The sequence below is a fragment of the Bordetella genomosp. 7 genome (genome assembly GCF_002261415.1).
Taxonomy (GTDB): domain Bacteria; phylum Pseudomonadota; class Gammaproteobacteria; order Burkholderiales; family Burkholderiaceae_B; genus Bordetella_A.
Map to the genome: position 1 here is coordinate 400,179 of NZ_NEVI01000023.1, position 15,502 is coordinate 415,680.

The following is a 15,502-nucleotide window of genomic DNA, read 5'->3' on the forward strand; positions in this document are numbered from 1 at the left end:
CGCAGGCCGGCGCCCGGAGCGCTGATGCGTCCGGAGGCAGTCACGAGGGGGATTCGGAATTCGGCCATAAGCCGTAAGTCAAACACATTTCGTCAATAAGCGCAATGGGCTCGTGGAAAACCGCCCGCCGTGCCTACAGGTTGGGTTCGACGCGTTCGCTCGCCAGGCGGGGCCCGGCCGGCGCACCGGCAGGCGCCGCCGTGCCGGGCACCGACGTGCCACGCACCGCCGTGCCGGGCGCCGTCGTGCCGGGCGCCGTCGCGCCGGGCGCCCGGGCCGCGCGGCCATCCAGGATGTCGCCCTGCTGGCGCACCAGTTCGAGTTTGTCGATGCGGCTGTGGCGCAATTCGGCGTGCGCCAGGCGCAGGTCGCCCAACGTGAAGGGTTCGTCGCGGCTGCCCCAAACCCAGCGCAGTACGGCAACAGAATCGTCGGACAACTGGCCGGTGAGCGTGGCCAGCTCGTCGGCCGGAATCGGGCGTGCGCGCGCGGCGGCCACGTCGGCGGCGAGCCACCCGCGGGCAATGAAGAATATGATCAGCGTCCAGATGACCACCACGCCCCACCAGAAGTAGGGGTTGATGCGCGCCAGGAACCCCGTGGTCTGCTGGCCCAGGGCCTGCAGGTTGTCAAACGACAGCCCCCGGCCGAAGTCCAGCAGCCAGGAGGCAACCAGTAGCCATATGATGGCGGCGATGCCCAGCACCAGCGCGCGCACCAGCAGCCGCGGCAGCGCCAGTCTCATGAGGGTCTGGCCAATCAGGCGGCAATCTTGCCGGACGCGTTCGGGCGAGGTGCGATTCATCATGCAAAATATTGTACCTATGACCAGGCCAGCGCTAGAACTACGTACAGGGCAACACCTGACCCTGACTCCGCAACTGCAGCAATCGATCCGGTTGCTGCAGCTTTCGACGCTGGATCTGCAGGCCGAGATCGCCGAGGCGCTGGCCGAGAACCCCATGCTGGAGCGCGCCGATGAACCGGCCGAGCCCGAGGCGGCATCCGACCGCGAAGAAACGGTGGCGGACGAGCCTTGGAACGAGGCAGAGCCGCGGTCGGACGAAATGCCGGGGTCGGGAGGCGTTTATCCCGACGACCGCCCGGACGGATTCGACTCGGCGCGCAACGACACGTTGCGAGAGCATTTGCTGGCCCAGTTGGGGCTGACGCACGCCGGCCCGCGTGACGCGGCGCTGGTGGCCCTGCTGATCGACGAGCTCGACGAAAATGGCCACCTGGCCTCGCCTCTTGAAGAAATCCTGGGATGGCTGCCTGCGCAAGCCGAGGTCGACCTGGATGAAATGCGCGCGGCCTTGAGTCTGCTGCAGTCGTTCGACCCCGTGGGGGTCGGCGCGCGCGATGTGGCCGAATGCCTGGTGCTGCAGCTGCGCAACCCGGACCTGACGCGCCTGCCCGAAGCCGCCGATCCGGCGGTACTGGCGTGCGCGCGGCGCCTGTGCGCCGACCACCTGCCCCTGCTGGCGGCGGGCAACGTGGCGCGGCTGCGCGATGCCCTGCTGTGCGACGAGGCCACCACTCGCGCGGCCCATGCGCTGATCCGCCGGCTGGACCCCCGCCCGGGCCGCGCATGGTCGGTACCCGCCGCCGATTACGCCGTGCCCGACGTCATCGTGCGTCGAACGCGCCAAGGCTGGCAGGCGGTGCTCAACGGCGCGGCTGTGCCGCGCCTGCAGGTCAATGGCCTGTATGCCCAGTTGCTGGGCAACCAGCGCGAATCCAGTCACGCCGGCCTGCATGCGCAACTGCAACAGGCGCGCTGGATGATACGCAACGTCGAGCAGCGTTTCGACACCATCCTGCGGGTGTCGCAAGCGATCGTGGCGCATCAGTCGGCGTTTTTTTCGGAAGGACCGTCGGCCATGCGGCCGCTTACCCTGAAAGACATCGCCGGCGAACTCGGGCTGCACGAGTCGACCATATCGCGGGCCACGACCCAGAAATACATGTTGACGCCGTTTGGCACGCTGGAGCTCAAGCGGTTTTTCGGCAGCGGCGTGGCCACCGATGGCGGCGACGTCGCCTCGGCCACGGCCGTGCAGTCCTTCATACGCAAGCTGGTGGCCGAAGAAGACCGCGCCAAGCCACTGTCCGACAACCAGATCATGCAGCGCCTGGCCGACCAGGGCATCGTGATCGCCCGGCGCACCGTGGCGAAATACCGCGAAGCGCTGCGAATCGCCCCCGCCAGCCTGCGCAAAGTACACGCATCGCGCTAGGCGGCTTTCGCAATTTGTCCCTGTTTTTCAATTGCTTGCGCAGTCCGGGCGGGCGCCGGGCGCTTGCTTTGATGAGAATAAAACACGATAATTGTTCTCATGTACATTTGCGTATGTAATGCCGTCACCGAACGCCAGGTCCGCGCCTCTGTGGACGCCGGTGCCACGACGCTATCCGACCTGCAGTTCGAGCTTGGCGTGGCCACCTGCTGCGGCTGCTGCGCAGCCACGGCGCAGGAATACCTGCCGGGTGGCCGCTGCTCGAGCGTATGCAATGTACAGTCCGTGGCCGTGGCGTCCGCTCCGGTTACCGCCAGCGTGGCCATCGAAGAGCGCGGCGCGCCGGCCGCCAACACTATTCCCATTACCCTGGTCGCCGCAGCCTGAAGAAGCGGCCTGCCGGCATCGCCCGGCTGTGGGGTGCTCCGCCCCGGGAAATAACGTTGTACTTCCCCAACGCATAGCTTCGTGCGAAAAGTCGCGTGATTTGTCTTTATCGCGCGTCAAATGATCGCGATTTACGCCGCATTTCACCGCGCTTTTGCTTCGCAGCGGTGCGCAGGGCCATGTATGGCGTGACCCCATCGGCGGGCCATCCAAAACGCATACTCATTCTCATTAGATTGTAGGTTGCGCATCGCGCTTGCAAAGCCATTTACCAAATGCGGGCCAGCCCTAGCCGACGCGCCGAGGGGGTGTTAGCCTGCCACCGTGATATGTGCGCTTTCAGCGCAGGAAAGAGCGCGGCCGACGCGCTCCGGATCAAAGGAGTACATCATGAAAGGCGACAAGACGGTCATTCAGTTTTTGAACAAGCAGCTCACGAACGAACTGACGGCCATCAACCAATATTTTCTGCATGCCCGCATCCTGAACCACTGGGGCCTGAAAAAGCTGGGCAAGCATGAATATGAAGAGTCGATCGGCGAAATGAAGCACGCCGACCGCCTGATCGAGCGTATTCTGATGCTGGATGGCCTGCCCAACCTGCAAGACCTGCACAAGCTGCTCATCGGCGAGGACGTGCCGGAAATCCTGTCCTGTGACCTGCGGCTCGAGCAAGGCGCGCAAGCCACGGTGAAAGACGCCATCGCGCATTGCGAGTCGGTGCGCGACTATGTATCGCGCGACCTATTCCAGGACATCCTGGACGACACCGAAGAACACATCGACTATCTGGAAACGCAGATCGAACTGATCGGCAAGGTGGGGCTGCAGAACTACCTGCAAAGCCAGATGGAAGTAGACAGCTGATCCGCGTCGGTTCGCACCATGCAAAAGGCCCGCAGCAGCGGGCCTTTTTTTGTGCGGTGGCGGTGTCTGACACCCTTCGGGAGTCAGACACACCAGTGCGAAGAGGTGCGTACCACGGTGTCAGACACCCTTCGGGAGTCAGACACCAGTGCGAAGAGGTGCGTACCTCGGTGTCTGACTCCCGAAGGGTGTCTGACACCGAGCGGGATGACTATGCGGGCCGTCGTCAATCAGGCCGGCGCGGGCATTCGGGGATGGTGCCCCAGGCGCGGTTGGGGCCGCAGTATTTGTACCGCGCATTCCATGAACACGTGGGCCGCTCGAAGAAGCCCTGTTTGGCGCAGTGGGCCAGCTCGCGCTGCAAGTCCTGCTTCCAGCTGCCATTGGCAGCCGTGGGCTGGGGCGCGCTGGGCATGGTGACCGGCGGATTGACCGAATAAGCCTGCTGGCCGGAGGGCGGCACGGTGGTCGTGGGTGGCAGCGCACCCAGGTCCAGCGTGGTGACATCCGATGGGCCCGACGGCAGGGGTACCTGCGACGAGGCTGCCAGTTCACGAGCTTCGTCCATGCTGATGTTATCGCGCGAGATCTGCACCGACGGGTCGGTGGTGATGTCGAACAACGATACGGTAGAGACGGTCCAGTTTTCGCCGTGCGGCTTGTCGGGCACGCCCAGGGTGCCGTCCACCAGGGGCTGCGGCGGCTGGGCCACGTAGGGCTTGCCGTTGGCGTCGAGTATCGGTTCTTGCGACAACGCGGCTTCCTGGCCGGGCGCGGGCGTGGCCTTGGGCGCGTGCGCCACCAGCCAATCGCCCAATTGGATTCCGCCCCATGCCGCAACGCCCAGCGCCAGCAGAAGCGTTGCGAATAAAACTCGCCAAGACATTGCTACCCTCGATTTTGCGGTGGCCGGCCCGGCTTATGCCTGGCTTCCAAAGACCCGGCCGCCGTGTTCGCGCATGGCGTGGAATTTCACGTCCGGATACAGGTCTTCGGCGACCCGCAATTGCGCGGGCGACCCTATGAGAAAAGCCGCCGCATCCACCACATCATAGGCGATGTGTGCCGCATTGGCATCCATGAACTTGCGCAGCGCGCGGGGGTTCTCAGAGGTAATCCAGCGCGCCATGGTGTAGCGCGAAGGCAACATCCGGGCCTCGACGCCGTATTCCGTCTTGAGGCGGTGGGCCACCACTTCGAACTGCAGCTGCCCCACCGCGCCAAGCAGCAGCGTGCCGCCGGCCGCCTCGGGGCGGAACACCTGGATGGCCCCTTCTTCGCCCAGCTGGGTCAGGCCGATGCGCAATTGCTTGGTGCGCAGCGGATCCTTGACTTCCACGGCCTGGAAGAGTTCGGGGGCAAAGAACGGCAAGCCCGTAAACCGCAGGCTTTCGCCTTCGGTGAGCACGTCGCCCAGTTGCAGCACGCCGTGGTTGGGAATGCCGATGACGTCGCCGGCGTAGGCTTCGTCCAGCAATTCACGCCGTTGCGACAGGAACGACACGACGTTGTTGGGGCGCATCTCTTTGTTGGTGCGCGCCACTCTCAGGCGCATGCCCCGCTCGAAGCGGCCGGAGCTTACGCGCACGAAGGCCACCCGGTCGCGGTGGGCAGGGTCCATGTTGGCCTGCACCTTGAACACCACGCCGGTGAACTTGGGCTCGGTGGGTTCGACCATGCGTTCGAGCGCCTGGCGCGGGCCCGGCGGCGGAGCCATCTCGACCAGCGCGTCCAGCACCTCTTGTACGCCAAAGTTGTTGATGGCCGAACCGAAAAACACCGGTGTCTGCTTGCCCGCCAGGAAGGCGTCGCGGTCGAAGGGAAGCGCTGCTTCCCGGATGAGCTCGATTTCGCCGTGCGCCTGCTCGTAGGCCGAGCCGAAGCGCTGTGCGATCTCGGGGTTGGCCAGCCCCTGGATGATGTCGTCGTCATCGTCGGCGCGGCGTTCCTGGCCTGGGCGGAACACCCGCATGCGGTCGCGGCGGATGTCGAACACGCCGCCGAATGACTTGCCCATGCCCACCGGCCACGAAAACGGCACCGCGTCCATGCCCAGGTGCCCTTCGATCTCGGAAAGCAGGTCGAGCGGCTCGCGGACTTCGCGGTCGAGTTTGTTGATGAACGTAATGATGGGCGTGTTGCGGGCGCGGCACACCTGCAGCAGGCGGATGGTCTGCGGCTCGACGCCGTTGGCCGCGTCGATGACCATCAGCGCGGCATCCACCGCGGTAAGCACGCGGTAGGTGTCTTCGGAGAAGTCCTGGTGGCCCGGGGTGTCGAGCAGGTTGATGACGCAGTCGCGGTATTCCATCTGCATCACGGACGAGGCCACCGAAATGCCGCGCTGCTTTTCGATTTCCATCCAGTCGGATGAGGCGTGCCGCGACGCCTTGCGCGCCTTGACGCTGCCGGCGATCTGGATGGCGCCCGCGAACAGCAGCAGCTTTTCGGTAAGCGTGGTCTTGCCGGCGTCGGGGTGGGAGATGATGGCGAACGTGCGTCGCCGGGCGACTTCTTGGGAAATATTCATGGTTGCTGCGATTTTACCGGCACCTGGCCGGTGCGCCGGCCCCGTGTCTTGTTGTTATGCCTGGCGGCGGAAGGTGGCCAGGAAAGCGCCCGCCAGGATGAACAGGGAACCGAAAATACGATTCATCCAGCGGATGTGGCGCGCGTCGCGCAACAGGCGCAATACCTTGGCCGCGAGCAGCGTGTACACGCCCATGGCCACCAGGTCGGTAAACGCCAGCGTGCCGGCCAGCGCGGCGTACTGCGGTGTCAGGGCATGAGCCGGGTTGACGAACTGGGGCACCACGGCCAGCAGGAATACGGTGCCCTTGGGGTTCATCAGGTTGACCAGCAGGCCACGCACGACCAATTCGCGAACCGAAAACTGCGCGGGATCGCCGGTATCGACCGCGACGGGCGCGGCGTCGGTGCGGATCTGGCGCCAACCCAGATAGACCAGGTACGCCACCCCCAGGTATTTCACTACCGCGAAGGCGATCTCGGATGTGGCCAGCACCGCGCCCAGGCCCACCGCCACGATGACAAACTGCGCCAGGATGCCCAGGATGAGCCCCACCGTATTCCAGTAGCCGCGCGCGAAACCGTACTTCAGCCCCGAGCTCATGGCCGAGATGGCCCCCGCGCCAGGGGAAAACGAGATGGCCCAGGAGGCCACGAAGAAAGTCAGCCAGGTGGAGAAGGTCATGTCGGTTTCCGGATCGGGCGGGGCGGCTGCGGGTGACAGAATGCGATATTACTTGCCCAGCAGCGCGGCGCGTGGCGCCCCGGGCGCACGACCGCCGGCGGCCGGCTTGCGCGGAGCCGGCGAAGGCGTGCGCGAATCGCCATGGTGGGCGACGGCGGGGCGGTCGGAGCGCCCCGCGGCAGCTTGCCGCTGGCCCGCCGGCCTGCCTTGCGAGCCAGCCCTGCCCGCGCCCTGACGGGGCGCCTGGCCGGGGCGGCCGGCACGGTCGCCGTTGCCGCGCGGCGAGCCCTGGCGACGGGGCTGGCGGTTGTCTTCGTCGCGTTCCTGGCGTTCGTATGCGCTGGCGCTGCTGCCCGCGGGCGGCGTCCAGCCCTGTACCGACCGGCGTTCGATCGTCTTGCCGATCAGGCGTTCGATACCCTTGAGCAGCTTGATTTCGCTGTTGTCCACCAGGGATACGGCGGCGCCCGTGGCGCCTGCCCGGCCCGTGCGGCCGATGCGATGCACGTAGTCTTCGGGCACGTTGGGCAGTTCGAAGTTCACGACCTGCGGCAACTGGTCGATGTCGAGCCCGCGCGCGGCGATGTCGGTGGCCACCAGCACGGCCACATCGCCTGCCTTGAACCCGGCCAGCGCGCGCGTGCGCGCCGCCTGGCTCTTGTTGCCATGGATGGCCGCGGCGCTCAGGCCGTCTTTGGCCAGCTTTTCGGCCAGACGGTTGGCGCCGTGCTTGGTGCGCGTGAACACCAGCACCTGGTGCCAGCCGCTTTCGCGGATGATATGGCTGATCAGGTCGCGCTTATGGTGCTGCTCGACCAGGTGGACAGTCTGCGTGACCAGCTCGGTAGCGGTATTGCGCGGGGTTACCGACACTTCGCCGGGGTTGTTGAGCACGCCGCGCGCCAGGCTGCGGATTTCGTCCGAGAACGTGGCCGAGAACAGCAGGTTCTGGCGTTGCTTGGGCAGCAGGGCCAGCACTTTGCGGATGTCGCGGATAAAGCCCATGTCGAGCATGCGGTCGGCTTCGTCCAGCACCAGGATCTCGACGCCGGAGAGGTCCACGGTTTTCTGCCCGCAGTGGTCGAGCAGTCGGCCGGGGGTCGCCACCAGGATGTCGACGGGCTTGCGCAGCGCGCTGATCTGCGGATTGATATTGACGCCGCCGAACATCACCATGGACGTCAGCGGCGTGTACTTGCCGTAGGTCTGCACCGACTCGGCGACCTGCGCGGTCAGTTCGCGCGTGGGCGTCAGGATCAGGCAACGCGGACGGCCCGGTTTTTTCAGTGCAGGCTTCTGCTGCATGAGCAGGTGCAGGATAGGCAGCGTAAAGCCGGCGGTCTTGCCGGTGCCGGTCTGCGCAGCGGCAAGCAGGTCGCCGCCCTTGAGCACCTGGGGAATGGCTTGCGCCTGGATGGGGGTGGGCGCGGTGTAGCCGGTGTCGGCAATGGCGCGCAAAAGGGAATCGGCCAGACCGAGGTCGGCGAAAGAAACAGAGGCAGTCAAAACTACTCCAGCGGCAGCCTGTCGCTCGGTTTGAGAGACTCCAATCCAGGCGGTCGGGTAAGGAGAAAAGGAAGGCCCGCATAACGGTAAAGGGCCGGGCGTGGCGGCGATGCGCCAGCGAAACGTGTGCCGATTGGCTAGACACACCGCCGGCATTGTAGCCGATGGCCGCGCATTTGCGCGTATCGTCCCGCCCTGCGTAACAATAGACAGAGGCCGTTACATCGTGCGCTGGGCAAAGGTCTGCGCGACCTGATGTAATGGCAACTGCCACAGAAACCGTTGCCGCGCCCGCGGCGCCGCATTAGAAGGACGTCAAAACAACATGGCTATATCCCGTTGGCTGGGCCTTTTTCTTATGGCGATGGCCGCTACGGTCTTGTCGGGTTGCGGTTACAACAGCATCCAGGCCGCCGACGAGCAGGTGAAGGCGGCGTGGTCCGAGGTGCTGAATCAATACCAGCGGCGCGCCGACCTGGTGCCGCAGCTGGTCAAGGCCGTCGACGCCTATATGACTCACGAGCGCGACGTACTGACCCAGGTAACCGAGGCGCGCAGCAAGGTCGGCAGTGTGCAGATCACGGCCGACCAGCTGGAAGACCCGGCCGCGGTCGAGCGCTTCCAGCAGGCGCAAGGCCAGCTGACGTCGGCTTTGTCCCGGCTGATTGCCGTGTCCGAAAACTACCCGCAGCTCAAGGCAGATGGCCTGTTCCGCGATCTGCAGGCGCAGCTTGAAGGCACCGAGAACCGTATCTCGGTGGCACGGGGCCGCTATGTGCAGTCGGTGCAGGCCTATAACGTGCTGGTGCGGCAGTTCCCCGCCGTGATCACGGCCAAGATCTTCGGGTATGCGCCCAAGGCCAATTTCGGGGTGGCCGATGAAGCGGCGATCTCGCGTCCGCCGGAAATCCGCTTCAGCAATGATGCATCTGCTCCCAAGCCTGCCCAATAACGCGCTGGCCGCCACGCTGCGCGGCGTGGCCGGATGGCTGGCGGCACTGCTGGTGGTGCTGGGGGCGCTGGTGGCGCCGGCCATCGCCCAGCCTGCCGGCCCCGCCGCTGTTCCTGCCTTGCAGGCGCGTGTCACCGACACGACGAGTACGCTCGATGCATCGCGCCGCCAGGCCCTGGAGCAGCGCCTGGCGGCCTTCGAGCAGCGCAAGGGCGCGCAGATTGCCGTGCTGGTGGTGCCGTCTACCGCGCCGGACACGATCGAGCAGTACGCCACGCGCGTGTTCGATCAATGGAAGCTGGGGCGCAAAGGCACGGATGATGGCGTGTTGCTGGTGGTTGCCAAGAATGACCGGGCGGTGCGCATTGAAGTGGGCTACGGGCTCGAGGGCGCGATCCCTGATGCCATGGCCAGCCGCATCATCCGCGAACAGATCGTGCCGGCGTTCCAGGCGGGTGATTATGCGGGCGGGATAGAAGCCGGCGTGGGGGCCATCGAGAAGCTGGTCGACGGCGAACCCCTGCCCCCGCCCGCTGCGCGCGCGGCAGATGACGGCGCCGGCCAGGACTGGCCGTTCATCCTGCTGCTGGCGGCATTCTTGCTCGGGCTGCCGGCGGCGCTGGCCGGGGTGGCTGCGGCCTTTGCGTCGTGGATGATATTCGGCACGTGGTGGGCGGCAGTGCTGGGCGGCATCGGCGGATTTGCGATCAGCGGGTTGTTGGGGCTGCTGGGCATCAAGCGCCGCCTGACCCGCGGCGGGCGCGGCGGCGGCGGATTCGGAGGCGGTTTCGGCGGCGGCCGGGGACGAGGCGGCGGCGGTTTTGGCGGCTTCGGCGGCGGCGGGGGTCGCAGCGGCGGCGGCGGGGCATCGGGGCGTTGGTAGCCCGGTTGCGGCGCGCCGGCTCAACGGTTGGTGTCTGACACCCTCCGGGAGTCAGACACCTATGGAACGCGGCGGGTCGCCGGATGGGCTGGTGTCTGACACCCTTCGGGAGTCAGACACCCATGGGACGCGGCGGGTCGCCGGATGGGTTGGTGTCTGACACCCTTCGGGAGTCAGACACCTATGGAACGCAACGGGTCGCCGGATGGACTGGTGTCTGACACCCTTCGGGAGTCAGACACCCATGGGACGCGGCGGGTCGCCGGATGGGTTGGTGTCTGACACCCTTCGGGAGTCAGACACCCATGGGACGCGACGGGTCGCCGGATGGGTTGGTGTCTGACACCCTTCGGGAGTCAGACACCCATGGGACGCGACGGGCCGCCGGATGGACCGGTGTCTGACTCCCGAAGGGTGTCAGACACCACTCTGCTTCACGCTGCTGTCGTTTCAGGCAGTGCGCCGGCGACGAGTACGCCTTGCTTGAACACGGCGACGTGATGCTGGCAGTCGGCGGCCTGGTTGATGTCTTGAGTCGGGTCGCCGCGCACGAGCAGCAGGTCGGCTACCGCGCCGTCGGCCACGATGCCGCGATCGGGCAGGCCCAGCAGGTCATGCGCCCGGGACGTGCCGGCCACCAGGGCATCGGCGGGGCTCATGCCGAATTCCACCATGTAGGCCAGCTCTTCGGCATTGCGGCCGTGGCGGTTGAACGGCGTGCCGGCATCGGTACCCATGGCGATGCGCCCGCCCGCCCGGTAGTACATCTGGAACGACTCGCGATGGCGCTGTTCGACCGCGCGCGCTTTGTCCACCACGTAAGCGGGAATGCCGCGGTCGGCGTTGTCCAGGATGTTGCGCAACGCGGCGATGGTAGGCACCAGGTAGGTCTGGCGCTCGAGCATTTCTTCCAGGCACTGCTGGTCCATGAAAATGCCGTGTTCGATCGAATCAATGCCCGCGCGCACGGCATTGAGAATGCCTTCGGTGCCTTGGGCATGGCTGGCCGTACTTTTGCTGAAGCGCCTGGCTTCGTGCACGCCCGCGCGCATTTCGTCGAAACTGTAGTGTGCGTCCATGGGGTTGACGCCAGGGGTCATCACGCCGCCCGTCGCCATGATTTTCACCAGGTCGCAGCCCGCGTGCACCTGTTCGCGCACGGCCTTGATGACTTCGTCGCAGCCATCCGCTACGCGTCCGGTGCGATTGCCATGGCCGCCGGTCATGCAGATCATGCGGCCGGCCGCCCTGATGGTGGGGCCTGCAAACGCGCCGCGCGCGATGGCGTCGCGCACGCCGAATTCCAGATAGTCTTTGCCGCCGCAATCGCGTACCGCCGTGATGCCGCCGCGCAGCGCGGCCTGCGCGTTTTCCAGCGCGGTCAGCGTGATCTGGGCGGGGCCCTGGCGGCTCATCTGTGCATGAGGATCGGCGCTGCCCGTAAATACCAGATGCACGTGGCAATCGGCCAGGCCGGGAATCAAGGTCATGCCGCGCGTATCGACTCTGCGCCCGGCATAGCCTTCGAATTGCGCCGCCGGCGCGACCCGCGCAATGCTCGCGCCTGCTACCAGTACTGCATGGCCGTCCAGCCGTTCGCCCCGGCCATCGAACACTGCCCCGCCGATAAACAGCATGGTGTCGGGGTTGCTCATGCTTCTACCTCCAGTCCTTCGCGCGACATGACCTGCAGCCGCGGCATCAGGCCGAGCAGGTGTTGCGTGTATTCGTGCCGCGGCGCGGCGAACAGTGTTTCGGTATCGGCCACTTCCAGCAATTCGCCATGGCGCATCACGCCGACCCGGTCGCACATCTGCCGGATCACCGGCAGGTCGTGGCTGATGAACAGCATGGTCAGGCCCAGTTGCTCCTGCAGATCTTTGAGCAGGTTGAGAATCTGCGCCTGGATCGAAACGTCGAGCGCCGAAGTGGGCTCATCGCAGATCAGGAAACGCGGGCGCGTGGCCAAGGCGCGCGCGATGCAGATACGCTGGCGCTGGCCGCCCGAGAACTCGTGCGGATATCGTTGCGCGGCGGCCGCGCCGAGCCCGACGATGTCGAGCAGGTCGGTCACGATCTGACGCGTTTCGCTTTCGCTGGCCGCCAGCCTGTGAAAGCGGATGGGCTCGGCCACGATGTCCAGCACGCGCATGCGCGGATTGAGCGACGAGAATGGGTCCTGGAACACCATCTGGATCTGGCGCCTGAAGGCGTTCAGGCGCTTTTCGTCTTTCAGGCCGGTAAGGTTGGTGCCGTTGAAGGCCACCGAACCGCTGCTGGGCGTATACAGGCCCGCGATCAGGCGGGCGACGGTGGACTTGCCCGAACCCGATTCGCCTACCAGGCCGAAAACCTCGCCCTGGGCGATGGACAGGTTGACGCCTTTAACCGCGTCCAGCGTACGGCGGTTGCGGGCGAGGAACGCATTCTTCAGCACGAAGCGCATGCCCAGGTCTTGCGTCTGCACCAGAGGCCCGGCGGCGTCCTGGCCGAAATCGCGTCGCTGGCCCAGCCAGTGCGTCGTGATATCCAACGGCTTGGCGGGCGTTTTAACGTCTTCGATATAGGTCACCAGCGGAAAGCGCCGCAGCTTTACGTCGGGACGCGGCACGGCCGAGATCAGGCTGCGCGTATACGGATGGTCGGGGTCGCCGAGAATCTTGCGGGTGGGCCCCTGCTCGACCAGCTTGCCTCGGTACAGCACCGCCACGCGGTCGGTCACGTCGGCGATCACGCCCATGTCGTGCGTGATGATGATCATCCCCACCTGCTTTTCTTTGCAGAGCTTGCGCAGCAGCTCGAGAATCTGCGCTTGGATGGAAACATCGAGCGCCGTGGTGGGCTCGTCTGCAATGATGACCTCGGGCTCGCAGCACAGCGCCAGCGCAATGACGACACGCTGCCGCATGCCGCCCGAGAACTGGTGCGGATACTGCTTGACGCGCAGTTCCGGTTCGTCGATGCCCACCTGGCGCAACAGTTCTACGGCGCGCTGCCGGGCTTGCGCCTCGTTCAGGTCCAGGTGCACCAGCATCGTTTCCACCAGCTGGTTTTCTACTGTCTGCAAGGGGTCCAGCGATGTCAGCGGATCCTGGAAGATCATGCCGATGCGGCGTCCGCGGACCTTGCGCTTTTCCCATTCGGGCAGCGCGTCGATGCGCTTGCCGTCCAGGTGGACTTCGCCGCCGGCGAGCCGCCCCGGGAACTCCAGCAAACCCATGACGGCGTTGCCTATCGTGGATTTGCCGGCGCCCGATTCGCCTACGACGCCCAGGATCTCGCCGCGATCGAGCGATAGCGTGACGCCGTCCACCGCGACCAGGCTGCCGCGGCGGCTGGCGAATTCGATGCGCATTTTTTCAATGTCGAGCAATGCCATGGCGCGTCCCTCAGCGCAGCTTGGGGTTGAGCGCGTCGCGCAGCCAGTCGCCCAGCAGATTCACAGACAGCACCAGCGCGACCAGGGCGATGCCCGGGAAAATCGAAATCCACCACATGCCCGAGAACAGGTAGCTGTTGCCGATGCGGATCAGCGTGCCCAGCGAAGGGGCGGTGGGCGGCACGCCCACGCCCAGGAAGGACAGTGTGGCTTCGGTGATGATGGCAATGGCCAGGTGGATGGTGGCGATCACCAGCACCGGGCCCATGACGTTGGGCAGGATGTGTCGCCGCAGTATGGTGAACGGCCTGATACCGATCAGCTTGGCGGCCTGCACGTATTCTTTGTTGCGTTCCACCAGCGTGGAGCCGCGCACGGTACGCGCGTACTGCACCCAGCCGGAAATGCCGATCGCGAAGATCAGCACATACAGGGCCAGGTCGTCGTGCATGTCGCGCGGCAGCAGGCCGCGCGCGATGCCGTCGATCAGCAGCGCCACCAGAATCGCCGGAAACGACAGCTGCACATCGGCAATGCGCATGATGACGCTGTCGACGCGCCCGCCTACATAGCCGCTGATCAGCCCCAGCGATACGCCCAGCAGCATCGAGAACAGCACGGACGCGAACCCCACGAACAACGATACGCGCGAGCCGTACAGAATGGCCGACAGTATGTCGCGGCCCTGGTCATCCGTGCCGAGCAGGAAGTCGGCATTGCCGTCGACGTGCCACACCGGCGGCGTGTTGGCATCCATGATGTTCAACGACGCCAGATCGAAGGGGTTGTGGGGCGCCACGATGGGGGCGCACAGGGCGCCGGCCAGCATGACCAGCGTGACGATGGCCGATATCACCGCGCTGGGGGTGCGCCGGAAGCTGTACCAGAGGTCGCTGTCGGCCGCGCGTGCGAGCCACGGAGCTATGCGGGCAGTCATAAGAAATCCTTCACTTGCTCTGCACGCGCAGGCGCGGGTCGACCACCACATACAGGATGTCGACGATAAGGTTGATCACAACGAAAAAGAATGCGGTCAGCACAAGGTAGGCAGCCATGACCGGAATATCGACGGTGCTGATGGCCTGGATGAACAGCAGGCCCATGCCGGGCCACTGGAACACGGTTTCGGTGATGATCGCAAATGCGATGATCGAGCCCAGCTGCAGGCCGGTAATGGTGATGACGGGCACCAGCGTGTTCTTCAAGGCATGCCGGAAATTGATCAGCCTTTCGGGCAGGCCGCGGGCGCGGGCAAACTTGATGAAATCGGACCGCAGGATTTCCAGCATTTCGGCGCGCACCAGGCGCATGATCAGGGTCATCTGGAAAAGCGCCAGCGTGATCGCCGGCAAGATCAGCGCCGCAAGTCCGGATGGTGTGAGCAGCCCGGTGGTCCAGCCGCCGATGGAAATGACTTCGCCCCGCCCGAAACTGGGCAGCCAGCGCAGCTGCACGCTGAACACCAGGATCAACAGGATGCCGATCAGAAAGGTGGGCAGAGAAATGCCGGCCAGCGACAACGCCATGAAGGCGCGCGACAGTACGCCCCGACGCTTCAGGGCCGTATAGATGCCCATGGGGATGCCGAATGCCAGCGCCATCAGCGCCGATACAAACGACAGTTCCAGCGTGGCGGGCAGGCGCTGCTTGATCAAGTCGCTGACGGGCTGGCGCTGGCGGTACGACACGCCGAAATTGCCTTCGGCCGCGTTGCGCACGAAGCGCGCGTACTGCACGATGAACGGGTCGTTGAGCCCCAGGCTCTCGCGCAGCTGGGCGCGCTGCGCTTCGGTTGTATCCTGCCCCACCATACTGACGATGGGGTCGCCCACATAGCGGAACATGCCGAATGCGATCAGCGCGACGGTCAGCATGACCAGCACCGATTGCAGCAGGCGTTGCCCGATGAATCCAAGCATGGTTCAGTATCCTGGTGGAAGCCCGGCCACCATGCGGGCCGGACATGATTGCGTCAGCCGTTCATGCCCGCGCCCGGAGCCGCGCGGGCATGCAACGGATGAGGATCAGACGGCACGCGGCGACACCGGACTTGCCGGCCCGCCGGGGTGAACGT

At 65.4% G+C, this 15,502-nt stretch carries 14 protein-coding genes; 5 read left to right on the plus strand and 9 right to left on the minus strand.

The features are described 5' to 3' along the window. Window positions 1–133: 133 nt before the first annotated feature. The gene (locus CAL18_RS18790; RefSeq protein WP_212589945.1) at window positions 134–808 is read right to left on the minus strand and encodes a hypothetical protein; all 675 of its coding nucleotides are present in this window, start codon (window positions 806–808) and stop codon (window positions 134–136) included. Between CAL18_RS18790 and rpoN the strand changes: the two genes are divergently transcribed. The 3 genes from rpoN to bfr all read left to right on the plus strand — a co-directional run bounded on the left by rpoN (window position 807) and on the right by bfr (window position 3,494). Next, the gene (gene rpoN / locus CAL18_RS18795; protein ID WP_094818508.1) at window positions 807–2,240 is read left to right on the plus strand and encodes an RNA polymerase factor sigma-54; all 1,434 of its coding nucleotides are present in this window, start codon (window positions 807–809) and stop codon (window positions 2,238–2,240) included. The two genes, CAL18_RS18790 and rpoN, sit on opposite strands and share 2 nt — an antisense overlap. A 99-nt stretch (window positions 2,241–2,339) precedes the next feature. Beyond that, entirely contained in the window at window positions 2,340–2,627 is a 288-nt protein-coding gene (locus tag CAL18_RS18800; RefSeq protein ID WP_026640631.1) for a (2Fe-2S)-binding protein, read from the plus strand. A gap of 390 nt (window positions 2,628–3,017) precedes the next feature. Then, window positions 3,018–3,494 carry a bacterioferritin gene (gene bfr / locus CAL18_RS18805; RefSeq protein ID WP_026640632.1) on the plus strand — a complete coding sequence of 159 codons (477 nt, stop codon included), beginning with the start codon at window positions 3,018–3,020 and terminating at the stop codon, window positions 3,492–3,494. Between the two features lie 226 nt (window positions 3,495–3,720). On the opposite strand, the gene CAL18_RS18810 is transcribed toward bfr, so the two are convergent. From CAL18_RS18810 to CAL18_RS18825, 4 genes are read right to left on the minus strand one after another with little or no spacing between them, the layout of a single operon-like run. Beyond that, on the minus strand, window positions 3,721–4,380 hold the full coding sequence (locus CAL18_RS18810; protein WP_026639277.1) for a hypothetical protein: 660 nt from the start codon (window positions 4,378–4,380) through the stop codon (window positions 3,721–3,723). Between the two features lie 33 nt (window positions 4,381–4,413). Beyond that, window positions 4,414–6,024, minus strand: a complete 1,611-nt coding sequence (locus CAL18_RS18815) for a peptide chain release factor 3 (protein WP_026639276.1) — start codon at window positions 6,022–6,024, stop codon at window positions 4,414–4,416. 54 nt (window positions 6,025–6,078) lie between these two features. After that, complete coding sequence (locus CAL18_RS18820) at window positions 6,079–6,708, minus strand: LysE family transporter (RefSeq protein WP_026639275.1); 630 nt, start codon at window positions 6,706–6,708, stop codon at window positions 6,079–6,081. A 48-nt stretch (window positions 6,709–6,756) separates the two neighbouring features. Further along, on the minus strand, window positions 6,757–8,214 hold the full coding sequence (locus CAL18_RS18825) for a DEAD/DEAH box helicase (RefSeq protein WP_094797671.1): 1,458 nt from the start codon (window positions 8,212–8,214) through the stop codon (window positions 6,757–6,759). A gap of 325 nt (window positions 8,215–8,539) precedes the next feature. On the opposite strand from CAL18_RS18825, the gene CAL18_RS18830 reads away from it, so the two are divergent. Together CAL18_RS18830 and CAL18_RS18835 are read left to right on the plus strand one after the other, a co-directional pair. Beyond that, complete coding sequence (locus tag CAL18_RS18830; protein WP_038852226.1) at window positions 8,540–9,166, plus strand: LemA family protein; 627 nt, start codon at window positions 8,540–8,542, stop codon at window positions 9,164–9,166. Next, window positions 9,138–10,049: a TPM domain-containing protein gene (locus tag CAL18_RS18835; RefSeq protein ID WP_212589948.1), complete on the plus strand. Its 912-nt coding sequence runs from the start codon at window positions 9,138–9,140 to the stop codon at window positions 10,047–10,049. Before CAL18_RS18830 ends, CAL18_RS18835 begins: the two co-directional genes overlap by 29 nt. 434 nt (window positions 10,050–10,483) lie before the next feature. Here CAL18_RS18835 and CAL18_RS18840 read toward each other — a convergent pair whose 3' ends face one another. From CAL18_RS18840 to CAL18_RS18855, 4 genes are read right to left on the minus strand one after another with little or no spacing between them, the layout of a single operon-like run. Then, entirely contained in the window at window positions 10,484–11,704 is a 1,221-nt protein-coding gene (locus CAL18_RS18840) for a metal-dependent hydrolase family protein (RefSeq protein ID WP_094818509.1), read from the minus strand. After that, window positions 11,701–13,428 carry an ABC transporter ATP-binding protein gene (locus tag CAL18_RS18845; protein WP_094818510.1) on the minus strand — a complete coding sequence of 576 codons (1,728 nt, stop codon included), beginning with the start codon at window positions 13,426–13,428 and terminating at the stop codon, window positions 11,701–11,703. The genes CAL18_RS18840 and CAL18_RS18845 overlap by 4 nt, the downstream gene beginning before the upstream one ends. 10 nt (window positions 13,429–13,438) lie before the next feature. Then, complete coding sequence (locus tag CAL18_RS18850) at window positions 13,439–14,365, minus strand: ABC transporter permease (RefSeq protein WP_094818511.1); 927 nt, start codon at window positions 14,363–14,365, stop codon at window positions 13,439–13,441. Window positions 14,366–14,375: 10 nt separating this feature from the next. Further along, complete coding sequence (locus tag CAL18_RS18855) at window positions 14,376–15,347, minus strand: ABC transporter permease (RefSeq protein ID WP_026639269.1); 972 nt, start codon at window positions 15,345–15,347, stop codon at window positions 14,376–14,378. Between the last annotated feature and the right edge of the window lie 155 nt (window positions 15,348–15,502).